Source organism: Microbulbifer variabilis (assembly GCF_052468405.1).
The window spans coordinates 2021415-2044395 of sequence record NZ_CP174343.1; the positions used below are offsets into that span (position 1 = coordinate 2021415).

The 22981-nt window shown below is 51.7% G+C and carries 17 protein-coding genes; 4 read left to right on the plus strand and 13 right to left on the minus strand.

What is annotated here, in order from left to right; genetic code table 11:
• Positions 1–167 precede the first annotated feature (167 nt).
• The 6 genes from ACJJJB_RS09195 to ACJJJB_RS09220 all read right to left on the minus strand — a co-directional run bounded on the left by ACJJJB_RS09195 (position 168) and on the right by ACJJJB_RS09220 (position 9907).
• Positions 168–2795 (minus strand): TonB-dependent receptor, encoded by a 2628-nt coding sequence (locus ACJJJB_RS09195; protein ID WP_445366106.1) that lies wholly within the window; start codon positions 2793–2795, stop codon positions 168–170.
• Positions 2796–3239: 444 nt separating this feature from the next.
• Positions 3240–4418 carry a 2-methylaconitate cis-trans isomerase PrpF gene (prpF, locus tag ACJJJB_RS09200; RefSeq protein ID WP_445366107.1) on the minus strand — a complete coding sequence of 393 codons (1179 nt, stop codon included), beginning with the start codon at positions 4416–4418 and terminating at the stop codon, positions 3240–3242.
• A gap of 3 nt (positions 4419–4421) precedes the next feature.
• Positions 4422–7019, minus strand: coding sequence for a Fe/S-dependent 2-methylisocitrate dehydratase AcnD (gene acnD, locus ACJJJB_RS09205; RefSeq protein ID WP_445366108.1), 2598 nt, complete (start codon positions 7017–7019; stop codon positions 4422–4424).
• A gap of 128 nt (positions 7020–7147) precedes the next feature.
• The gene (gene prpC / locus ACJJJB_RS09210) at positions 7148–8275 is read right to left on the minus strand and encodes a bifunctional 2-methylcitrate synthase/citrate synthase (RefSeq protein ID WP_353376279.1); all 1128 of its coding nucleotides are present in this window, start codon (positions 8273–8275) and stop codon (positions 7148–7150) included.
• Positions 8276–8359: 84 nt separating this feature from the next.
• Positions 8360–9238: a methylisocitrate lyase gene (gene prpB, locus ACJJJB_RS09215; RefSeq protein WP_282953358.1), complete on the minus strand. Its 879-nt coding sequence runs from the start codon at positions 9236–9238 to the stop codon at positions 8360–8362.
• 3 nt (positions 9239–9241) lie between these two features.
• Complete coding sequence (locus ACJJJB_RS09220; protein ID WP_445366109.1) at positions 9242–9907, minus strand: GntR family transcriptional regulator; 666 nt, start codon at positions 9905–9907, stop codon at positions 9242–9244.
• Positions 9908–10225: 318 nt separating this feature from the next.
• Here ACJJJB_RS09220 and ACJJJB_RS09225 point away from each other — a divergent pair, with 318 nt between their 5' ends.
• The gene (locus ACJJJB_RS09225; protein ID WP_020412976.1) at positions 10226–10750 is read left to right on the plus strand and encodes a DUF2062 domain-containing protein; all 525 of its coding nucleotides are present in this window, start codon (positions 10226–10228) and stop codon (positions 10748–10750) included.
• On the opposite strand, the gene ACJJJB_RS09230 is transcribed toward ACJJJB_RS09225, so the two are convergent.
• The 6 genes from ACJJJB_RS09230 to ACJJJB_RS09255 form a co-directional block, all read right to left on the minus strand.
• Complete coding sequence (locus ACJJJB_RS09230) at positions 10743–11156, minus strand: hypothetical protein (protein ID WP_157533447.1); 414 nt, start codon at positions 11154–11156, stop codon at positions 10743–10745. The genes ACJJJB_RS09225 and ACJJJB_RS09230 overlap by 8 nt on opposite strands.
• Before the next feature lie 11 nt (positions 11157–11167).
• On the minus strand, positions 11168–12427 hold the full coding sequence (locus ACJJJB_RS09235) for a lipoprotein-releasing ABC transporter permease subunit (RefSeq protein WP_020412978.1): 1260 nt from the start codon (positions 12425–12427) through the stop codon (positions 11168–11170).
• Positions 12420–13172 carry a lipoprotein-releasing ABC transporter ATP-binding protein LolD gene (gene lolD, locus ACJJJB_RS09240; protein ID WP_282953354.1) on the minus strand — a complete coding sequence of 251 codons (753 nt, stop codon included), beginning with the start codon at positions 13170–13172 and terminating at the stop codon, positions 12420–12422. The genes ACJJJB_RS09235 and lolD overlap by 8 nt, the downstream gene beginning before the upstream one ends.
• A gap of 72 nt (positions 13173–13244) precedes the next feature.
• Positions 13245–14486, minus strand: a complete 1242-nt coding sequence (locus ACJJJB_RS09245) for a lipoprotein-releasing ABC transporter permease subunit (protein ID WP_445366110.1) — start codon at positions 14484–14486, stop codon at positions 13245–13247.
• Positions 14487–14537: 51 nt separating this feature from the next.
• Entirely contained in the window at positions 14538–16175 is a 1638-nt protein-coding gene (locus ACJJJB_RS09250) for an alpha/beta hydrolase (protein WP_020412981.1), read from the minus strand.
• Positions 16176–16306: 131 nt separating this feature from the next.
• Positions 16307–17941, minus strand: coding sequence for an alpha/beta hydrolase (locus tag ACJJJB_RS09255; protein WP_020412982.1), 1635 nt, complete (start codon positions 17939–17941; stop codon positions 16307–16309).
• A 174-nt stretch (positions 17942–18115) separates the two neighbouring features.
• On the opposite strand from ACJJJB_RS09255, the gene ACJJJB_RS09260 reads away from it, so the two are divergent.
• From ACJJJB_RS09260 to asnS, 3 genes are all read left to right on the plus strand, one after another.
• Entirely contained in the window at positions 18116–18412 is a 297-nt protein-coding gene (locus ACJJJB_RS09260; protein ID WP_020412983.1) for a hypothetical protein, read from the plus strand.
• A 417-nt stretch (positions 18413–18829) separates the two neighbouring features.
• A complete protein-coding gene (locus tag ACJJJB_RS09265; RefSeq protein WP_445366111.1) occupies positions 18830–19303 on the plus strand; it encodes a L,D-transpeptidase family protein in 474 nt (157 codons plus the stop codon).
• A gap of 156 nt (positions 19304–19459) precedes the next feature.
• A complete protein-coding gene (gene asnS, locus ACJJJB_RS09270) occupies positions 19460–20866 on the plus strand; it encodes an asparagine--tRNA ligase (protein WP_020412985.1) in 1407 nt (468 codons plus the stop codon).
• 60 nt (positions 20867–20926) lie between these two features.
• On the opposite strand, the gene ACJJJB_RS09275 is transcribed toward asnS, so the two are convergent.
• Entirely contained in the window at positions 20927–22888 is a 1962-nt protein-coding gene (locus ACJJJB_RS09275) for a GMC family oxidoreductase (RefSeq protein ID WP_445366112.1), read from the minus strand.
• Positions 22889–22981: the final 93 nt, after the last annotated feature.

The following is a 22981-nucleotide window of genomic DNA, read 5'->3' on the forward strand; positions in this document are numbered from 1 at the left end:
AACCCTGTCATTACTTCATTTTTACCCGGAAAAGCTATTAAACATATACTGGGATATATTAGTAAACAAAGACTACGATGACTTCCATAGGTATACAAGACAGAATGAAAAAAATCCGAGCAGCCCAGGGCTTCTCGGATTTGAGGGGCTCTTATTGGGAACTTTACTTAAAAATTGTAGTTGAAACGTACTCCGTAGCTCACAGGTGTGGAGAATGGACCGGATACCAGGCCATCACTTCCATCTGCGTAGTACGGAACAATTTCATCGGTAATATTGTTACCATAAGCTTCAACATTCCACTGATCATCTGGGCTTATATACTTGATGGACGCATTGATCATCCAGAAAGAATCTCGGCCATCATCATAAGCCGAAGTATCACCAGCCGGGAAATCATGCTTATCAACATTCCAGTAGGTCAGATAAGACTCATCTTCCCAGTGGATGCCTATAAACGGAATAATTGCACCGCCGTGGACCAACTCAAAGGTGTGATCATAATTGATTGTGAAGCTGAATTCAGGTGATACAGGCAGCTCATTACCCTTCAAATTTCGGAAGAGCTCTTCATTAGTATTGTCATGAGCTAAACCGTAATCCGAAATTTCGAATAACGCTTGGTTATTGAAATTCCAGCGGTTCTGAAAATCAGAGGTGATTTCTGTTTGCATCCAGGTAGCAAAACCACTGATTCGGCCATTCGGATAGGGGGCCCAGTCAAACTCTAACTCTAACCCCATAATCTCTGCGCTAGCAGCATTCTTAGTAAGGTAAATAACGACGGGCTCGGTCGTAATTTCACCTGCGTTCTCACCTTCTCGCTCTACCGCATAGTACGAGTATGCAGTATCAGGTGCAGCTAGCTGCATATCCTTATAGTCGGAGAAAAAGAAGGTACTAGCCAGATTTAGTCGACCATCCAAGAAGGTACCTTTTGCTCCTAGCTCCCAAGTAATGACCTTCTCCTCATCATAGCTAGTGTCAATTACCTGTTGAACAACCCGATTTCCCTCATCATCGTAGATGTACTCAGCCGTGTCCGGGTCTTGCTCATATTGGATGACAACATCACCCAAACCACCGGACTTAAATCCACTTGCAACATATGCATACAGCATGACTTCATCTGTCAGGTCATAATCGAGACCAATTCGAAAGTCGGATGAATCCCAGCTCTTGCTGACATCATTGTAAGTATCAATTGTATAAATTGAGCTGTCAGCAAAGTGGTTGGTAGAGAAGCTATTAAAGGTGCCCTGTAAATAGGCAGGGAAGCAGCCATACTCTTCATCTGATTCAGTGGACCAGTCTCGAGTGCAACTCAGGTTGTTACCACCTACATCACTCTTCTTATCTTCCGTATATCGACCACCAACAGTTAGGTGGAGGGTATCAGTAAGGTCATAGGTAGCCTGAGCAAATACTGCGCTGGCTTCTATAGTTCTATCTGGCTGCCTCCAGAATACGGCATTATCTAATGAGGCCAGAAAGTAACCATTCAGATCAGTGGTCTCGTGGAAATAAAACAAACCTGTAATCCACTGTAGGGGACCATCACCTGTAGATTGTAACTGTAACTCATGGGAGTAAGAGACATTTTCTGAGTCTGTAATGCTCATACTCATATCCCAGGTATTGCGACCAGCATCAATATCAATCAGGTTGCTTCGTTCCTGAACTGCATACCCGGTGTTATACACAAACGCCATGGTATCGCTGAAATCCCAGCGGAAGTTAGAACGGAATGAAGTCATGGTGAGATCAAGTTCACCTGGTACATTCACCGCTACGGTGTACTCATCAGCACCGGAGCCGTAGTAGGTTTCACAAGTTGTTCCATCTTCGCGCTGCTCAGCCTTTTCACAGTCGATAGTGTTGATGCCGCCTGCACTACTATCCTGATAGTGTTCCGCTACGGCATACCAAGAAATATCGTCAGTCGGTTCCCATAACGCACCTATACGCACCGCTTGCTGATCAACATTCCCATAAAAATCTTCAGCATCCGCCCTGACCAGCTGATAGTCTGTGGCTCCTTCAGCGTTATTCGCCTGAATAAAAGTTGTGATTGCGTTATCAGCTAATACACCCGCACCTACAGAGTCAGCATCAATATAGCGATTATCCCACTGGTTAACGTCATAAAACCCGGTAAGGTAGGAATCCCGTGTCTCATCCATAAAGGACGCACGAAGAGCAAAGGCGTCTGAAACTGGAATATTGATAACACCTTTTACCAGCTCTTGATTCCAGCGACCGAACTCAACTCCAACTGAACCTTCGAACTCATTAATTACCGGTCTTTTTGAAATAACATTAATGGCACCAACGGTAGAGTTACGCCCATAAAGGGTGCCCTGCGGCCCACGCATGGCTTCAACCCTTTCGGAGTCAAACATCATTGCCATAGCAGACTGGGGGCGTGATGAGTAAATACCATCGAAGTGCAAACCAACAGCTGGGTCACCAAACTCAGTGGTGTTAGTAGAGCGCACGCCCCGCATAGAAATTACAGGGGAGGACTGGGAGGCATCATAGCCAATATCCACATTAGGGATAGTGTTGCCCAAATCCTTTACGTTCTTTATCCCTTGTCGATCCAGCTCTTCTTGAGTAAATGCACTGATCGCTACCGGGGTTTCCATCAGGTTGGTTTCGCGCTTGGTTGCGGTAACCGTTACTTCTTCTAGTACCCAATCATCATCCTGTTGGCTTTCTTCCTGAGCCCAAGCCGACACTACCGCAACATTTGCCATTGCAATCGCAAGGGTAAGTGGTTTTTTAATTCTCATTGATGTCTCTCCAATCTGCTGTAAAAGGAAAGCCAAATTTGATTGTTATACGTGGCTAACCCTAAAGGCCGTCGGCTATACGGCGACTAGATTAAAATCTCAGAAAGGAGAGCTCTGTGAAACCAAGATACGACGGGAGGGATCGCGATTAGGACAAATCGGACCAATCTGCTTTAAGCCAGGATATCAGCCAACTACTTAAATATTTGGAGGAATGGAAGCAGACTCTAGAAATATTTTTTTATTTTACATAAATTAAGGAGACAAATTCCCACAGAAAGCGGTGAAATTTTTTACACCAGCCAGAGAGAAAAATGTCTTGGCTTCAGATCAAGCTTACTCAATTGGAAAAAGCACTTATTAAATAACTAGAAGTAAAGGAGATAAGAAGTGAAAAATAGCGGGAACCTTACAGGGCCCCCGCCAAAGTGACGCCAATTAACCCTAGAAACTATCGCCAGGCACCCTTACCCACCCCTCCATCAGGATCCGGGCACTGCGACTCATAATGGCTTTGGTGGCCACCCACTGGCCACCAACAACTTTTGCATGGGCTCCAACCCGCAATGTGCCTGAAGGATGGCCAAAGCAAATGGAATTACGATCCCCCCCACCGGCGGCGAGGTTTACCAGGGTGCCGGGAATCGCAGCTGCAGTACCGATAGCTACAGCAGCGGTACCCATCATGGCGTGGTGCAGCTTACCCATGGAGAGGGCTCGCACGAGCAAATCAATATCTTGCGCCGCTACCTTTTTTCCACTGGAGGCGATGTAGCCCTGTGGCTTGGCGACAAAGGCAATCTTCGGTGTGTGCTGCCGGGCCGCGGCCTCCTCCACAGAGGAAATCAGGCCCATCTTCACTGCACCGTAGGCACGGATGGTCTCGAACATGGCGAGTGCCTTGCTATCGCCATTAATGGCATCCTGAAGCTCAGTGCCGGTATAGCCAATATCTTCCGCATTGACGAAGATGGTGGGGATACCGGCACTGATCATGGTCGCCTTGAGCACACCGATCCCGGGCACGTCCAGATCATCGACGGGGTTACCGGTGGGAAGCATGGCACCCTCACCGTCCGAGGGGTCCATAAACTCAATTTCCACTTCGGCTGCCGGGAAAGTTACACCATCCAGCTCGAAATCTCCGGTTTCCTGGACTTCACCGTTGGTAATAGGCACATGGGCGATAATGGTTTGGCCAATATTGGCCTGCCAAATGCGCACTGTACAAATACCATTCTCTGGAATCCGCGCAGCATCCACAAAGCCGCTATTAATCGCAAAGGCTCCAACAGCCGCAGTGAGATTACCGCAGTTGCCGCTCCAATCGACCATGGGCTTATCGATGGAAACCTGGCCAAATAGGTAGTTCACATCGTGATTGGGCTTATCACAGGCAGACAGGATCACCGTTTTGCTGGTGCTCGAAGTGGCGCCACCCATACCATCGGTTTGCTTACCGTAGGGGTCCGGACTGCCGATTACCCGCAACAGTAAATTATCACGGGCCTCTCCTGGAACCTGCGCAACTTCGGGTAGATCCTGTAAACGGAAGAAAACACCCTTGCTGGTTCCCCCGCGCATGTAAGTCGCGGGGATTTTTACTTGAGGAGTAAACTTCATAACTCAGGCCGTCGCTTCTGCTTCGAGGAAATCTTTAGCAAAGCGCTGCAAAACACCCCCAGCTTCATAAATGGAAACTTCTTCTGCGGTATCCAGGCGGCATGTAACTGGAGCTTCAACTGTCTCACCGTTGGCGCGGTGGATCAGTAGAGTCAGCGTGGCATGGGGGGTACGCTCACCGATTACGTCGAAACTTTCGGTACCGTCGATACCCAGGGTTTCGCGGGTAGTACCCGGCTTAAACTCCAGCGGCAACACACCCATACCAATCAGGTTGGTGCGGTGAATACGCTCGAAGCCTTCGGCGGCAATCGCCTCCACGCCGGCCAGGCGCACACCTTTCGCAGCCCAATCACGGGAAGAGCCCTGCCCATAGTCGGCACCAGCAATGATAATCAGCGGCTGCTTGCGATCCATATAAGTCTCGATCGCCTCCCACATACGGGTAACCTGCCCTTCCGGCTCGACACGAGCCAGAGAGCCCTGGCGAATCTCGCCCTTATCATCGCGTACCATTTCGTTGAGCAGCTTCGGATTGGCGAAAGTTGCACGCTGGGCAGTGAGGTGGTCACCACGGTGGGTTGCGTAGGAGTTAAAGTCCTCTTCCGGCAATCCCATCTTCGCCAGGTATTCACCGGCAGCACTGCTGGCCAGAATGGCATTGGAGGGAGACAAGTGGTCGGTAGTGATATTGTCACCCAGCAACGCCAGCGGGCGCATGCCCTTCAAGCTGCGCTCGCCTGCCAGGGCACCTTCCCAATAAGGTGGACGGCGAATATAGGTGCTCGTTGGACGCCAGTCATAGAGTGCGTGACCCTGCTCTTCTGCGGCACCCCGCTCTTCAAACATGGGAATATACACATCGCGGAACTGCTGCGGCTTCACGCTCTGACGTACGATCGCATCGATCTCTTCGTCGCTGGGCCAGATGTCTTTCAGGGTAATCGGGTTGCCATCGGCATCGTATCCCAGCGCATCTTTTTCGATGTCGAAACGGATGGTACCGGCTATAGCGTAGGCAACGACCAGCGGCGGTGAAGCCAGGAAAGCCTGCTTGGCATAGGGGTGAATACGACCGTCGAAGTTGCGGTTGCCAGACAGGACTGCAGTAGCATACAGATCGCGGTCGATCACTTCCTGCTGGATTTTCGGGTCCAGGGCGCCGCTCATGCCATTACAGGTGGTACAGGCGAAAGCCACTACGCCGAAGCCCATCTGCTCCAGATCCGGTAGCAGGTCGGCCTCTTCCAGATACATTTTTACCGTTTTGGAGCCCGGTGCCAGGGAGGATTTCACCCAGGGTTTGCGGGTCAGGCCAAGCTTGTTGGCATTGCGGGCAATCAGGCCTGCGGCAATCATATTGCGCGGGTTACTGGTATTGGTGCAGCTGGTAATCGCCGCAATAATCACAGCACCATCGGGCATCTCACCGGCTTTCTCTTCCCAGGCCTTGGCGATACCGCGATTGGCCAGTTCCGAGGCCGGCAGCAGCGCGTGGGGGTTGGAGGGGCCAGCAAGGTTACGACCTACTGTGTCCAGATCGAACTCCAGTACGCGCTCGTATTCGGCATCCTTCAAGGTGTCGGACCAGAGGCCCGTTTCCTTGGCAAACTTCTCTACCAGGGCTACCTGCTCATCATCGCGGCCGGTGAGCTTGAGGTAGTCGATAGTTTGCTCATCGATAGAGAACATGGCCGCAGTAGCGCCATACTCCGGAGTCATATTGGAAATAGTGGCGCGATCGCCCAGGGTCAGGTTGGAAGCCCCTTCGCCGTAGAACTCCAGGTAGGCACCAACCACGCGCTCGCGGCGCAGGAATTCAGTGAGAGCCAATACCAAATCGGTACCGGTAATACCCGGCTGCAATTTTCCGGTGAGCTCCACTCCAACAATATTCGGCAGACGCATATAAGAGGCGCGGCCGAGCATCACACTCTCAGCTTCCAGGCCACCAACGCCCACAGAAATCACACCCAGGGCGTCTACCATCGGTGTGTGGCTATCAGTGCCGACACAGGTATCCGGGAAGGCCACGCCCTCGCGCACCTGCACCACCGGAGACATTTTCTCCAGATTGATCTGGTGCATGATGCCGTTACCGGGGGGAATCACATCGACGTTTTCAAATGCGGTTTTGGTCCAGTTGATAAAGTGGAAGCGATCTTCGTTGCGGCGTTCTTCTACCGCACGGTTTTTTTCAAAAGCATCCTTCTCAAAACCGGGATGCTCTACCGCGAGAGAGTGATCCACAATCAACTGGGTGGGAACAACTGGATTTACCTTGGCGGGATCACCGCCTTTATCGGCAATAGCATCGCGCAGACCGGCGAGGTCTACCAGTGCGGTTTGACCGAGGATGTCGTGGCATACAACCCGGGCCGGAAACCATGGGAAGTCCAATTCGCGCTTGCGTTCGATAATCTGTTTCAGGGAGTCGGACAGTTTTTCCGGCTCGCAGCGACGCACTAGGTTTTCCGCCAGAATACGTGAGGTATACGGCAGTTTGGCATAGGCTCCGGGCTGGATCGCGTCAACGGCGGCGCGGGTATCGAAAAAATCGAGGTCCGTACCGGGCAGTGATTTGCGGTAATCAGTATTCATAGCAGGTAAATCAGTTCAGTCGAATCTTTTTAAAATCATATCTCTTCCGAGAGTGGCTCCAGATCACCCCAAAAGGCAACCTGAAGCCGGCACACTGGGTGTGCTTCACTTCAATAATGAAATGAAAATTAACCACGCTCGGCGATTGGAGTGACTGTACGAGGCTCAACACCTACGTACTCTGCACTCGGGCGAATAATGCGATTGTCAGCGCGCTGTTCAAATACATGTGCAGCCCAGCCAGTAACGCGGGACATTACAAAAATCGGTGTGAACAACTTTGTGGGAATCCCCATAAAGTGATACGCGGAAGCGTGGAAGAAGTCTGCATTGCAGAATAATTTTTTCTCGCGCCACATCACTTCTTCACAACGGACTGATACTGGGTAAAGCACAGTATCACCCACATCTTCAGCCAGCTTTTCAGACCAGGCCTTGATGATCACATTGCGCGGATCGGACTCGCGATAAATAGCGTGCCCAAAGCCCATAATTTTTTCTTTACGCTCCAGCATTCCCAGCAGTTCTTTTTCTGCCTCATCAGGGCTGGAGAAACGCTCGATCATTTCCATCGCCGCTTCATTAGCACCACCGTGCAAGGGCCCGCGCAGGGTACCGATCGCTCCAGTAATACAGCTAAACAGGTCTGACAGAGTAGATGCACAAACACGTGCGGTAAAAGTAGATGCGTTGAACTCGTGCTCTGCATACAGGATCAGGGAAACGTTCATAACCTGCTCATGCAGCGCGTTAGGTTTTTCGCCACGCAGCATATGCAGGAAGTGACCGCCGATGCTGTCATCATCGGTTTCAGTTTCAATACGCACATTGTCGTGGGTGAAACGGTACCAATAGCAAATAATGGATGGGAAAGCGGCCAACAGGCGGTTGGCTTTCTCCAGTTGCTGCGCGAAAGACTCTTCACCTTCCAGGTTACCCAGCATGGAGCAACCGGTACGCATGACATCCATCGGGTGGGCATCAGCGGGGATGCGCTCAAGAACTTCTTTCAGCGCTTGCGGCAGGCCGCGCATGCTTTTCAACACCGCCTTGTACTCAGCAAGCTGACCGCTAGTAGGTAACTCTCCGTAGAAAATCAGGTAGGCCACTTCTTCAAACTGACAGTGCTCAGCCAGATCTTTGATATCGTAACCACGGTAAGTCAGGCCGGAACCGGATTTGCCCACTGTAGACAGTGCAGTTTTACCCGCAACCTGGCCGCGCAGACCGGCACCACCCAATGCTTTCTCTACCATCTTCTTATCTCCCCTTTTTAAATACGCAGTTTCTTTATTCGTTGAGTAAATACCACGCTGGTATCTACTCGAAACGAAAATCCGTTACTTCTTGAACAGCTCGTCGAGTTTCTGCTCAAACACGTGATAATTGAGGTAGTCGTACAGCTCCTCACGGGTTTGCATGGTATCCACAACCGCTTTTTGGTCGCCATTTTGCAGAATGCTGGTGTACACATTTTCCGCAGCACGATTCATAGCGCGGAACGCCGACAACGGATACAGTACGATATCTGCACCGGCGTCACCCAACTCTTTGGTGTTATACAGTTCGGTTTTACCAAACTCGGTAATATTTGCCAAAATCGGCACGTTCAATGCCTCTTTAAACGCTCTGTAGTGCTCTAATTCAGTGACTGCTTCAGCAAAGATACCGTCGGCACCGGCCTCAATGCATGCCTGGGCACGCTCAATGGCCGCATCCAGCCCTTCCTGAGCAAAGGCATCGGTGCGGGCCATAATAAAGAAGTTATCATCGGTACGGGCATCTACTGCAGCCTTGATACGATCCACCATTTCCTGCTTGGAAACGATTTCCTTATTTGGGCGATGGCCGCAACGCTTTTGTGCAACCTGATCTTCAATATGCACTGCACCTGCGCCTGCACGAATCATCTCTTTAATGGTGCGAGCGATATTGAAAGCACCGCCCCAACCAGTATCTATATCTACCAACAGCGGCAGGTCACTGGCAGCGGTAATACGGCGAACATCCTCGAGTACATTGTCGAGGCTCGTCATACCCAGGTCGGGCAGACCATAGGAGGCGTTGGCAACACCTGCACCGGAAAGGTAAATTGCCTTGTGGCCAATACGTTCGGCCATGATCGCGGAATACGCATTAATGGTACCGACTACCTGTAACGGTGAATTTTCTGCAAGTGCGGTGCGAAAACGCGCGCCGGCGGAAGGCTTTTTGCTCATACTCTACCTCAGTTTATTTTCAATATTCTGCCTGGAAGCGCGGATATGCCGGCGCATTAATAACTCTGCCAGCTCCCCATCCCCCGCTTCTATGGCTTCGATGATATGGCTGTGTTCGCGAAACGCACGCTGGGCCCTGGGACTGGCCATACCCAACTGGTAGCGATACATACGAACACGGTAGTAAAGACGATTGCATAGCGTGTCGATCAGTAAATCATTTTTGGACGCCTGCACTATGCGAAAATGAAAGTCGAAATCCCCTTCCGGTTGGAAATAGGCCTTGCCAGCCTGCAGCTCCTCCTGTTGCTCGTGGCCCGCAAGCATTCCGCGCAAAGCCACCAAGTCCTCGTCACTGCGCTGTTCAGCTGCCAGCCTACAGGCCATGCCCTCAAGGGCTTCACGCACCTCATAGAGCTCCAATAGGCCCCGCTCACTCAGCTCGACCACACGGGCGCCCACATTCACTCTGCGCTCCAACAAACCCAGGGACTCCAGGCGCATTAGAGCCTCGCGCAGGCTCCCCCGGCTTGCATTGAAACGCCGGGCAAGCTCAGGCTCACTAATTTTGCTGCCCGCAGCGATGCGCCCCTCTACAATCTCACCGCGCAGTGTCAAAAAAAGACGCTCAGCCAGACTCTGATGGGCTTCACGTATCGGGACGTTCATACCAATAGTAGCCATTTGCCCTTAACATTGTCGACAATCTTAAAATCCCGCAGACCTTAAAACACTACGACCTGAGCGTCAACTAATGTACTTAAGACAGATTGTTGACAATTTGAAGTGAAGAATGACTTTTGCGGCAGCAGTAGTCTTGCAACACCGAAGTGGGCATAATAGCGCCCGCGCCAGATACGCCATGCTCCACTACCGGGGGCGCTCTATGCTTATCTGGGGTGGGAAAAAATCCCTAGCAAGAATTTCCAAACCCCGGTACAGCGCTCATTTAAAAAGGCTGCCAGCACCCAGGTTTCAGACAGAGTTATGCCGAAGAGTATTATCAGGCGATGGCTGCCAAGCCCCGAAGAAATCCGAGCCAAGAACGGGCTCAAGTTTCTGGGGACTCTTCTCCACGATCCCAACCTATTTCATCTGAATAGGCACTCGGTTTCAGTTGCATTCGCAGTTGGCGTATTTACCAGCTTCCTGCCCTTGCCCGGACAGATGATTATTGCCGCACTGTTAGCCCTATGGCTGCGCTGCAATTTGCCGCTATCGATAATTCTGGTGTGGATTAGCAATCCTCTCACCATGCCGGCTATCTTCTACAGCACCTATAAACTGGGTGCCTGGATTCTGGGCACCCCACCAGTGGACTTTGATATCGAGCTATCCTGGGAGTGGCTCACGGAAGAAGTAGGAAAGATTTGGATGCCGCTATTTTTCGGCTCACTATTGGCGGGTATTTTCTTTGCTACCCTGGCCTATTTTTCTATGCGCGCCCTTTGGCGCTGGCACGTGGTAAAACGCTGGAAACTGCGCCTGGAACGGCGCTCCGCTGTCAGCTAGCACCCCTACGGCAAAACTGCCTGACACTCCATAAAGCCCCTGCGCCCACACCAACAGCTACTAGCGCGGGTAGAGAGTAGTCGGTAGCGATACCCAGCCCCAGTGCAGCAAGAGCCCCAAACAGGAAAGCTATGGTTGCCGCCTTTGCACGATCTCCGCTGGCAGAAAGTGCAACGACCCAAATAACCGCAAGGGCAGAAAGGGCGGCTCCCATACTCACCAACCAGAGAGGGTGCATCTCCCACCCCTCCGCATAACAGACGGAACCTTCACGCAAGCCAGGTGGACAGAAGGTTTTCACCCGCCACTCATCAAACCACAAAGTACCGAACAATACTGCTACCCACGCTGTGGCCGCCAAAGGAACAGGTAATAATTTACGCATCACTCCGGCAACGCTTCTCACACTTGGGCCCTCTACTCATTGCGTAACGCCGCGGCTGGCTGCACACGGCTAGCCTGCAACGCAGGGTAGAGAGTAGCCAGGAGACTGAGCAGGAACCCTGCACCTACGACTAACGCTACATCTGCCCAGGATAATTCCGAGGGCAGGTAGTCCACCGGATAGACATCAGACTTGAGGAACTGGATACCAAAGAGTGACTCAAGGCCCGCCACCAGGTCTGTCACTGTGAGCGAACCCAAGACCCCAAGGGCACCGCCAACTAGAGCCCCGACCAGGCCGACTAATGCGCCCTGGCTAACAAAAGTGAGCAGGATCTGGCGGGTGCTGGCACCCATGGTACGCAGAATGGCGATATCCGTGTGCTTATCTATCACCACCATTACCAGTGTGGAAACCACATTGAAGGCAGCGATGGCAATTATCAGCAAGACCAGCAGCCCCACCAGATTGCGGGACATCTGGATCGCCTGGTAAAGATTGCCATGGGTTCGACTCCAGTCCGTGCCATAGAAACCCTCCCTGGGCAGCTCCTGCAGCAGTCGGCGCATAATCCAATTGGCCTCCAGCATCTCTGTAACGCGCAACTGCACCCCTGCTCCGCCCTTACTGCCTGCCAGTGCCTTGGCCTGGTCCCAAGAGACCAGAGCCAGCGTTTGGTCAAGGGCGGTTCCAGAGTGAAACACCTCCGCAACCCTAAAACCAGCCACCCTGGCAGCACGGCGACCACCAGAGGCCGCATCGTTGTTTGGCACAATCAGGGAGAGGTAATCGCCCTTTTCCACCCCTAGCTTCTCGGCGATACCACGCCCGAGCACTACGCCGGGCTCAACAGTATTAAGCATTGCCGGAAATGCCTCGGGGCTCAGAAACTCGCTGATATTCGAAACTTCAACAATGGTTTCCGGGTTAACCCCCTGGACCAGCAGTGGTGTTACCTCGGCGCCACGCCGAGCTAGTGCGTTTACCTGCCAAACCTCAGCCGCAGACAATACCTGAGCATCGGCAGCCAGCTTTTTTCGCATCGCTGCCCAATCTACCTCGGAGCTGGCGTTGTAAATGGTTGCATGGGGCATAATGCCGAGAATTCTGTCGCGCAGCTCACGATCGAAACCGTTCATCACCGACATCACCACAATCATCAGAGCGACGCCGAGGACTAGGCCGATCATCGACAAGCCGGAAATAAAGGAAACCAGTCCGGCGGAGTCATCACTTCGCCGCTGGGCGCCGGCATAACGCAGGCCAATAAATGCGGGAAGCGGCTTAAACATGGTCACCCTGATGCCAGTCGCTGAGAAGTTCGCCATCTATCAAGTGCAAACAGCGATCCAGTGCTGCAGCAAGGTCCGGGTCATGGGTAACGATTACAAAACTGATACCCATATCCTGGTTGAGTTGATCCATCAGCCTGTGAATTTCCTGGGCTGTTGCCCTATCCAGGTTGCCAGTAGGCTCGTCCATTAACACGCAGGCTGGACGGGTAACCAGCGCACGCGCGATAGCCACACGCTGGCGCTCACCACCGGAAAGCTGCGAGGGCTTATGGCCAATTCGCTCGCCTAGACCCACTGCCTCCAACATGGCTTTTGCCTCGGCACGGGCATCCGCCACACTGTGCTTTCCAATCAGCAATGGCATAGCCACATTTTCCAGGGCGGTGAATTCATTAAGAAGATGGTGAAACTGGTAGACGAAGCCAAGACTGGTATTGCGCAGCCAGCCGCGTTCATTGGCATTCAAGTCCGCCAGATTTTGGCCCGCCACCCGCACTTCGCCAGAGCTTGGCGTATCCAGGCCGCCCAACAGATTGAGCAGAGTGGATTTACCAGACCCGGAAGCACCAACAATTGCCAGCTTTTCGCCACGCTTCACTTCCAGCTCAACACCTCGCAAGACCGCGAGATCCCTACCCCCCTGTCGGTAGCTCTTGCACAGCTTATGACAGGCCAGCACGGCATCATGGGTATCCAGTGCCGGACGAGCTTGCTCGGTATCTATTTCCACTCGGCTATTCATCAATCTATTCGTCGTCTCTCAATTCGTATAAATCATGTCAACAATCATTACTAATCAATTGATTTTTGACATTTATTCGTAGCGCAAAGCTTCTGCAGGCTCGATCTGAGCCGCGCGCCAAGCTGGAAAAAGGGTCGCCAGAAGACTCATGCAAATAGCCACGGAAAGCACAACAACGGCGTCACCAACTCGGAATTCTGATGGCAGATAACTGACAAAAAATACCCGCGGGTCAAATATTTTGGCCCCCAGCAGGTTCTCAACCCAAGTAACCATCTCGGTCAGGTTGAGTGCTATCAATATCCCCAATACCGCGCCACTAAAAGCACCTATCAGGCCGATTGCACTGCCCTGCACCACGAACACCGCCATAATCTGCCGGGATGTAAGTCCCAGGGTCCTAAGCACTGCGATATCAGAGCGCTTATCTGCCACCATCAAGACTAGGGCCGATACGATATTAAAAGCAGCGACGGCAACGATAATCATCAGCATCAATGTGACTACCGTCTTCTCCATCTTCACCGCCTGGAACAGGTTGCCCTGGGAATGGCTCCAGTCTTCACCGCTAAAACCCTCTCCCAACTCGCTGGCATACAGGGGAACCCTACCTAAAGCGTTATCCATATCATCGAAGCGCAGCTGCAGCCCCTGGACCTTGCCCGGTATGCGCATTAGACGGGCCGCATCTTCAATATTCATCAGGGCAATATTTTGATCCACCTGGGCACCAACGGAAAATACGCCAGCTACTGTAAAACGTTTAGTACGGGGAAAAATACCGGCAGGGGTTACCGAAACTTGAGGCAGAGTGAGTATCACAGACTCACCGGGCATCACATTCAACTGCTGAGCCAGGATACGGCCAAGCACAATGCGATAGCTACGCGGCTTCAACTCATCCAGGCTGCCCAAAATCATGTTCTCGCCCACTTGGGAGACATTGCGCAAGGCAGCCGGTTCCACTCCCTGAAACTGCACTCCATGACTTTCACCATAGGCGCTCAACAGAGCAAAACCCTTAACGAAGGGGCTGACCGCCTCAACGTGGGGCTGCTGCTCAATCTGCTCTGCCACCCCTTGCCAGTTCTGTAGTCCCCCTTCACGCTCAATAAAACCGTGGGGAACCACACTGAGAATCCGTGTTTTAAGCTCACGATCGAAGCCATTCATTACAGAAGTCACAACGATCAGCGCAAGAACGCCCAGCGCCATGCCCACCAAAGAGAAGCCATTGATAAAGGAAATGAACTGCTGCCGACGCCGGGCAGCCACATACCTCAGGCCGATAAATAGGGGTACAGGTTTTAACATAGAGCAGATTTAAACGGAAAAGGACTAAGAAATCCAAGCATTTACACAACATCAGCGCTTTGACTGAGTTTTTAGCGTCATCCGCAGGCGTTTGAGTTCCGCTTCACTCCAATCGGGAGGCTCCGTCAGGGCTATCCAAGCGAGGGTGTATCCAGCCGGTGAATAGCGATGCCCAAAATCCCGCGGTGTTACCCCCACATTAAAGTCCGCGATCAACTGCAGCATGGTAACTACAGGAAACCACCGAAGATCCGGGGACACATCCGGTCCTCTGGGGCGCTCCAGCCAATCAGGCCTTCGGAACATCCAGCGTAAATCAAAGAAGACTATTGGATCACTGGCGTGCTGAAGGAATGCAATGCGGAACCTACCCCAGGGTTCTTGCCCCAAGTAGCCACCGTATTGATTGCCAAAGCGCACTACCTCACCACCCTTAAACTGAGGTAACCAGGCGGGCGTGCCTGGATCACGATTATCGGTAATCATTCGCCAGACGCCCATTCCAAATGGAGGCCCTGCCCAAAGCGCACCGTCGATGGGATTGTCGATAATATCGTAGAACTCAAATGAATCCTCGGAAAGCTGTGCACCCAAACTAAGTCCAAACAGATAAAGCCTTGGGCGCGTACTGGCAGGCAAAGTCTCCCAGTAATCATAAATCACCTTAAACAGCCAGCGAGCCGACATTCGGATATATTTGTCATCCGTCAGCAATGCGATCGGACCCGGCAAGTATGAGTACTGAGCCGCTATCGTGGCCACATCACCCCGATATAGGAATTCGAGGGAATTCACCGCACCCGGATCAACCCAACCATCCCCTACCGGAGTTGCAATCAGCAAAATTTCCCTTTCAAACGCTTTGAGTCGCTTCAATTCCTCGAGCGCCAAGAGAGCGCGCTGCTTAGGAGTTTCAGCAGAGTGCAGCCCCACATAAACCCTAATAGGATCTATTCCCTCTCCGGCAATCTCCTTGATTTCCTCAGCGGTAGGTCCCAGCGTCAGAAATCGGCGCCCCTGGTGTCCCATGCTGTCCCAAGACAAAAACGAATTTGCCCCACCTGTCTGGTTGGGATCTTCCGGCGGAGGCAGATCGTCGGCAATAACCTCATCTAACTGTTCATAAACAACTGAAATTGTATGCAGACCCGACTGCAGAAGTACTCCGTTTAAAATGCCCCAGTAAAGCAACAGTGCCACCAGCAGCCCAGCAAGAATTGCCACCCGCTCAGGAATCCTTTTTCCCAGCCGTGCCGATACTGCAAGAACTATCTTGTGGAAGCCTTTACCTAGCTGCCTGAAGAACACAAATATAGCGAATGCCACAACCCCAATCGTAATAAGGCCGGTACTAGATACCGCAGGCATACCCATCAATGAGCGCACAGAGTTCTGCCAGTAGGTACCCTGCCAGAGAAACCCTGAAATCAGGAAAAAACCAAAAATAATTACCCAGCGCTTCAGTATTTGCCGCTGCCGATTATTTAGTGGAATATCTGGAATATCTAAGTACTTCCAAAGTCGGCGAAAAAGTACACCAAAGGAATAGCCGACGGTAAAAGAGACTCCAGAAAGGATGCCTTGGACAATAGCACTGCGCGGAATCAGTGAAGGGGTCAGGCTCAGAGCAAAAAAAATCGCGCCCAGCAGCAGGCCAGAAACTGAAAAAGCGACTACTGTTGTTCGCATCCATGCCTGCCTGCTAGACCAAGCTTAACGTCAGCCTAGCATAGAGCCCCGCAACTTAAGGCGGGTAGATCTTTAAGCCACAAACTGCTTTTAACAAGAAAAACCCACGGACTCATGGCGTCTGGGAAATCTCACCGCACCGGATAGGATCTCAGTTTTACGCGCAGACGCTTTAATTCCTCTTCACTCCAATCCGGGGGTTCGGTCAACGCCATCCAGGCCAATATATACCCGGCAGGGGAATATCGATGTCCGAACTCCAGGGGGGCTATACCCACATTCAGGTCCGCCAACAGTTGTAACATTGTTACTACAGGGAACCATTGCAGATCCGGCGATACATCAGGCCCCCTGGGGCGCTCCAGCCAATCGGGTTTACGAAACATCCAGCGCAAGTCGAAAAAGACTATGGGATCGCTGGCATGTTGCAAAAACGCAATACGGAACCGGCCCCACGGCTCCTGCCCCAAATAACCACCATACTGATTGCCAAAACGTACTACCTCCCCCCCTTTAAACTGGGGTAACCATGCCGGGGTTCCAGGATCGCGATTATCGGTGATTATGCGCCAAATGCCTGTACCGAAGGGAGGGCCTGCCCAGAGAGCGCCATCCAGGGGATCATCGATAATGTCATAGAAGTCAAATGAATCTTCAGATAACTGCGCACCCAGGCTAAGACCGAATAAGTAGAGCCGAGGGCGGGTCTCTACGGGAAGGTTCTCCCAATACTCATATATCACTTTGAACAGCGCCCTGGCGGACGTCAATCCATACTGATCATCAGTAAGCAGAGCCACCGGACTGGGCAGATAGGAATACTGGGCAGCAACCGTCGCCACATCCCCCCGATATAAAAACTCCAATGAGTTGACCGCACCTGGATCGATCCAGCCAGCCCCCGTGGGCGTAGCAATCAGGAGTATCTCCCTGTCGAAGGCCTGAAGGCGTTTCAGCTCTTCCAGGGCCAGGTATGCTCGCTGCATCGGGGTTTCGGCTGCATTCAGCCCCACAAACACACGTATTGGTTCAATGCCTCGCCCTGCTACTTCCCTGATATCCTCTTTAGTTGGGCCGAGCGAAAGGAAGCGCCGCCCCTGGTGCCCAACACTGTCCCAAGACAAAAGGGAATGTGCTCCACCAGTCTTATTTGGGTCTTTTGGTGGTGGTAAACCCTCGGCAACTGCGGTATCGACTCTCTCAGATATCAGCGCAATCGTATGCAGCCCCGCGTTAAGGAGTACGCCATTTAAAACACTCCAATATAGTATTAGGGCCACAAATAACCCCGTGAGCAAGGCCACCCGCTCAGGGATATATTTTTCCAAACGGACCGTGACTACCCGAATAATCCTACGGAACCCTTTACCCAACAACCAAAAGATTAGAAAGACCAGGAGGGCAACCACTCCTACGGTCACAGGCCCAACTCCAGATACTGGCGCCATCCCCATCAATGCACGAATTGAGTTCTGCCAATGAGTTCCCTGCCAAAGAAAACCGATGATCAGACAGATGCAAAAAACTAAAGCTCCACGTTTCAATATACGCCGCTGCCACTGATTAACCGGGATATCAGGAATCTCCAGGTAATTCCATAACCAGTGCACAAACAGACCGAAGATATAACCAAAGGTGAAAGCCGTACCAGCCAGAATGCCCTGCATAAATGCACTGCGGGGAATCAGGGAGGGCGTAAGGGACAGCGCAAAAAATATAGCGCCAATCAGTAAGCCGAAAACCGAAAATATTCTTGTAAGTCGCATCCGAGCCTGCTCGCAGGACCAAGCGTACTAGTCAGCCTAGCACACCCTATCCATCCCTTTTCTTTGGCCAAAATGCTTTTTGACAATGAAAAACGTGAAGAAAGCCAAGTGTTTTGGCATTATTTCTGTTCTAATGAGGTGGCGTAATCGAACACCAAAATTGGAGAACAATAAATGTTCAGCAGAAATCGCAACGGGGTAGCCCATATTGCTGGTACCGTCGCACTGCTTTTTGCATTCGGCGCCCAGGCAAAGCCCATCGAGATGCCAGTGGGCACTCAGGGTGGCGAATCCTCCTTCGAGGAAGTTCGCGGAATGAAGAAAAATGACGTAACCACAAGACTGGGTGAGCCCCTGAGCATCAAGGGCCCTATCGGTGAGCCAGCTATCACACGCTGGGAATACACCGATTTTTACGTTTTTTTTGAGCAGGATACCGTTTTACATACGGTAGTTAAGCCCCGAGGCTAAGCTAAAGCTCCCATAAGCTACACCGGGCAGGATTCCCTGCCTGGCTCCCAACGAACCTCAAACAGGCTCCCTCAAAATTAACCCAACTCAAAAACACAGTTAACTACAGACCTGAAAACCGGGAGAGGCCAGCGACTACTAGCTTCAATATCAGTCAGCTGGTTGGTTTACTTAAGAACATCGACACTGCCCAACACTGGCATCTCAACTGAAAAAACTGGCAGCCAATATCAACGGCTTTGCTCGCATTCCCCTCTCCACTAGATTTCTGGCCCATGCAATTTCTCCAGGGACATTGGTTAGCAAAAAATATAAATCTCCCAGAAAGCCCCCGCAGACCACTCATGGTCAAACAACCTACTTACCACTCCTTTCCTCTTTATTTCTGCAAACATTAAATAACCGGAGAGCCCAGGAATGAAACCTATTGCAATTTTACTCCTGCTTTTAACTAGCTTTGCCAGAGCCGAGGTCACTCTGGTTCGAGTTATTAAGTCGGAAAACAAGATGTTACTTATGGATGGACAGGGGATAGTAAATACCTACCGGGTCACCTTTGGTGCATCCCCCAAGGGGCACAAGTCAGAGGAGGGAGATGAGAAAACGCCTGAAGGGCGTTACATACTGAATCATAAAAAAGAGGACTCTTCCTACTACCGCGCTATGCATATCTCCTGCCCCAACGCTCAAGACAAGGCCCAGGCCCTGCAACGAGGCGTTTCTCCAATAGGCTTTATCATGGTGCATGGCCAGCGTAATGGTCTGGGCTGGCTTGCGGCACTCGCCCAACGGATTAACTGGACGGATGGCTGTATCGCTCTCAGCAACGATGAAAAGGATGAGTTTATGGCCCTGGTACCAACCGGAACACCCATAGAGATTTCCTGGTAACCCCCTGCCCTCTGGGCACCCAAATGGTCAAGGGACTGGATTTCCCCTCGGCAACAGGTCAATATGCCCGCCGTAACTTCAGCTTGGTGGATTGTACAACTTTTAGGCAAGTTGGCGATATTCCACCTTTTAGGACCAGCGAGAAACCGATAGAAAATGACAGTAAAAGTCGAATCCGTAGATAGCCTATTGAAGTCCAGCGGCCGCGAAGGAGAACAAGTTCGCGTGCAGGGCTGGATCAGAACCCGCCGCGACTCCAAGGCCGGCCTATCCTTCCTGGCCGTGCATGATGGCAGCTGCTTTGACCCGATCCAGGTAGTCGCTGAGAATCACCTGCACAATTATCAGTCAGAAGTGCAGCGCCTGACTACCGGCTGTGCAGTGGATATCCTCGGTACCATCAAACCTTCTGAGGGTAAGGGACAATCCATCGAGCTGCTGGCCACAGAAGTTCGAGTTGTAGGCTGGGTTGAAGACCCGGATACCTACCCTATGTCGCCAAAGCGCCACACCATGGAGCACCTGCGGGAGCACGCCCACCTGCGCCCACGCACCAACGTTAGCGGTGCCGTAGCCCGCGTACGTAACTGTATCGCCCAGGCTATTCATCGTTTCTATCACGAGAACGGCTTCCTCTACGTGCATACTCCAATCCTCACCGCTTCTGACTGTGAAGGCGCCGGGGAAATGTTCCGGGTCAGTACCCTGGATATGGAAAACCTACCGCGCACTGATAAGGGCGCTGTGGATTACAGCAAGGATTTCTTCGGCGAGGAGAGCTTCCTCACCGTATCCGGCCAGTTAAACGTGGAAAGCTACTGTCTGGCCATGTCCAAGGTATACACCTTTGGCCCTACTTTCCGCGCAGAAAACTCCAACACCACTCGCCACCTGGCGGAGTTCTGGATGGTTGAGCCAGAAGTCGCCTTTGCGGATCTGGCAGATGTAGCCGATCTCTCCGAGCAAATGCTGAAGTACGTTTTCAAAGCGGTACTCGAAGAGCGTGCCGATGACATGGCCTTTTTCGCCCAGCGTATCGACAAAGAGGCTATCAGCCGACTGGAGAACATCGTTGATAATGACTTTGCCCGCATCAACTACTCCGAAGCAATCGAAATCCTGGAGAAGTGCAAGGAGAAGTTTGAATTCCCTGTATCCTGGGGTATCGACCTGGCTTCCGAACACGAGCGCTACCTGGCCGAGAAACACTTCAAGAAGCCGGTTATCGTGATGAACTACCCGAAGGATATCAAAGCCTTCTACATGCGCATGAATGACGACGGTAAGACCGTTGCCGCCATGGACGTACTGGCACCGGGAATCGGCGAGATTATCGGCGGTGCCCAACGGGAAGAGCGCCTGGAGAAACTCGATGAACGCATGGATGAAATGGAAGTTCCCAAGGAGCACCTGGACTGGTACCGCGATCTGCGCCGCTACGGCACTGTGCCCCACGCCGGCTTTGGCCTGGGCTTTGACCGCATCGTATCCTATGTTACCGGGATGGGTAATATCCGCGATGTGATCCCCTTCCCGCGCACGCCAAAGAACATCTCGTTCTGATGCAATAAAGCCCCGCACGCGGGGCTTTTTCTTTTCCTGCTTTTATTTAAACGGGATACCTCAGGCAATTTGCCCCGTAGCCGTTGCGATAATGTCATCGCTGGCCTTCTCGCTGATCATATAGACCGGCACTACGATAAAGAATCCGGGGATCCGAGGGAACACAGAAGCATCCACAACCCTCAGGTTATTGGTACCGTGAACTCGGAACTTGCTATCAACCACCGCCATGGGATCACTGGCAGGCCCCATTTTGTTTGAGCAGGAGGCGTGATGCCCCCAGGATTGGTTTTTAACGAAGTCACCAATCTGTTGATCTGATTGGATGTCAGCCCCAGGTAATAATTCTCTTGATACCTTCTTGCCAACAACGGGACCAGACATTATATCTCTGGAGATCTTCACCCCCTCGATAACAGCCGCAAGATCATCACCCGAAGCATCATTACCCTCACCGAAATAGTGGAAATTGATATCCGGTGTATCTCGTGGATCAGCAGAGCGCAACGTCACCCGCCCAGCCGTATTGTTTGTATGCCCTTTCAACACAATCCAGGAGAAACGGTCCTTGTAATTCCTTAGCGCCTCTGAGTAACCGGGGAAATAACCATGGAAATCTGAAGGTACTCCAAAGATAAACAGATCTGGATCTTCCAAATCAGGTTTTGAACGTTTCACCAGGGATAGCACTGGGCCATTGCCACTATAAGGGCCCTTATTCAACCAGCCATAGCGATATCGGTTCAAGCAGGGATCACCCTCCTCCCCCCAAGTGCAGTCTTTCAGCAGAGCCAGGTCTTCTGTCATCTCACTGACCACACCCACCTCATAACGATCCTGAAGGTTCTCACCTACCCCGGGTAAATCAACAACCGGCTCAATCCCGTAATCTCGCAGCTCACTCGCAGGACCAACACCGGAGAGCTTCAGTAACTGAGGGCTGTTGAAGGCCCCTCCCGACAGTATTACCTCGCGAGTGGCACGCACTTGCCGCAAAGTACCAGCGGAGCCGCTTTCATTGTAATAAGGGTCTGCTTTATACAAGCTTGCCCCATCAAGAAACTCTACACCCACCGCAGTTTTGCCTTCAAACAGCACCCGTGTAGCCAGGGCATTAGTGCGTATGTGCAATAAGTTGGGATAAATCGCCTGTGTATCCAGCAAATGCTCACGTACACCGCTGCGCCGACTCTTACTATCAGCCGCCATGGGTGCAATAAACGGCCCCTCTAAACCGCTGGCCACATCCCAATGATTGATATCAAGGTTCAAGCTGCCCGTAACTATCTGTTCGATAGCTCCTTCCAAGCCATATTTGGCCAAGGCCGCCTTAAAAATTTTCAGTATTGCGGGGTCTTCCAGTAACAAAGCCGGATTACCCCGATTGGTAGGTAACCAACCATCAAACCCATGCCGTGAAGGGTTAGAGAAAACCGGACGGGACACATACTCGCAGCGCTCTATACGCTGGAAATATCGCCGCATATTCCAGCTTTCCCAAGAGCTGTCCCCGGTACTCTCTGCAATACGATCAAAGTCATTATTGTGGGGATAGACGGTGATCAGCGCATGGTGGGTAGTACATCCACCTATAGTGGCTGCTCTGGGATACAGAATACCTTTGCCAGGTATATATTTACTATCCAGTTTTTGCTGGCTTAGATCTGCATAGTGCTTAACGAAAAAATCCCAGCTGAGCTTGCGGTCCTCTGATGCGAAGGGATGCCAGGCAGGGATATTATGTGTGTTATCACTAGGATCATTGGCACCCGCTTCCAGCACCAGAACCCTGAAGCCGGCTCTCGCTAAGTTTGCAGCCAGTGGGCCACCCCCCGCACCGGACCCCACTATCACATAGTCATATTCATCATAGAACTGATTTGACGTATCAGACAGTGCCGAGCTAACACCTGTAGCTACAGCTCCTGTTGCCAAACCGACTTGTAAAGCTCGCTTGGCGAAAGTTCTCCGACTAACGCTTTCTATTTTATTTTTTTTATCCGGTGTTTTTTTACTATCCATACTGATTGTTCACCCTAATAGTTTGAGGATCGCATTGCGCGCTATGAGAGGATGTAAACATCACAACCTTAAACAGCCACTGGAATTTACAAC

What these genes read in the sequence shown, in the direction of transcription:
- ACJJJB_RS09195 (WP_445366106.1), bottom strand. Translation starts at nt 2,795, where the DNA reads ATGAGAATTAAAAAACCACTTACCCTTGCGATTGCAATGGCAAATGTT.
- prpF (WP_445366107.1), bottom strand. Translation starts at nt 4,418, where the DNA reads ATGAAGTTTACTCCTCAAGTAAAAATCCCCGCGACTTACATGCGCGGG.
- acnD (WP_445366108.1), bottom strand. Translation starts at nt 7,019, where the DNA reads ATGAATACTGATTACCGCAAATCACTGCCCGGTACGGACCTCGATTTT.
- prpC (WP_353376279.1), bottom strand. Translation starts at nt 8,275, where the DNA reads ATGGTAGAGAAAGCATTGGGTGGTGCCGGTCTGCGCGGCCAGGTTGCG.
- prpB (WP_282953358.1), bottom strand. Translation starts at nt 9,238, where the DNA reads ATGAGCAAAAAGCCTTCCGCCGGCGCGCGTTTTCGCACCGCACTTGCA.
- ACJJJB_RS09220 (WP_445366109.1), bottom strand. Translation starts at nt 9,907, where the DNA reads ATGAACGTCCCGATACGTGAAGCCCATCAGAGTCTGGCTGAGCGTCTT.
- ACJJJB_RS09225 (WP_020412976.1), top strand. Translation starts at nt 10,226, where the DNA reads ATGCCGAAGAGTATTATCAGGCGATGGCTGCCAAGCCCCGAAGAAATC.
- ACJJJB_RS09235 (WP_020412978.1), bottom strand. Translation starts at nt 12,427, where the DNA reads ATGTTTAAGCCGCTTCCCGCATTTATTGGCCTGCGTTATGCCGGCGCC.
- lolD (WP_282953354.1), bottom strand. Translation starts at nt 13,172, where the DNA reads ATGAATAGCCGAGTGGAAATAGATACCGAGCAAGCTCGTCCGGCACTG.
- ACJJJB_RS09245 (WP_445366110.1), bottom strand. Translation starts at nt 14,486, where the DNA reads ATGTTAAAACCTGTACCCCTATTTATCGGCCTGAGGTATGTGGCTGCC.
- ACJJJB_RS09250 (WP_020412981.1), bottom strand. Translation starts at nt 16,175, where the DNA reads ATGCGAACAACAGTAGTCGCTTTTTCAGTTTCTGGCCTGCTGCTGGGC.
- ACJJJB_RS09255 (WP_020412982.1), bottom strand. Translation starts at nt 17,941, where the DNA reads ATGCGACTTACAAGAATATTTTCGGTTTTCGGCTTACTGATTGGCGCT.
- ACJJJB_RS09260 (WP_020412983.1), top strand. Translation starts at nt 18,116, where the DNA reads ATGTTCAGCAGAAATCGCAACGGGGTAGCCCATATTGCTGGTACCGTC.
- ACJJJB_RS09265 (WP_445366111.1), top strand. Translation starts at nt 18,830, where the DNA reads ATGAAACCTATTGCAATTTTACTCCTGCTTTTAACTAGCTTTGCCAGA.
- asnS (WP_020412985.1), top strand. Translation starts at nt 19,460, where the DNA reads ATGACAGTAAAAGTCGAATCCGTAGATAGCCTATTGAAGTCCAGCGGC.
- ACJJJB_RS09275 (WP_445366112.1), bottom strand. Translation starts at nt 22,888, where the DNA reads ATGGATAGTAAAAAAACACCGGATAAAAAAAATAAAATAGAAAGCGTT.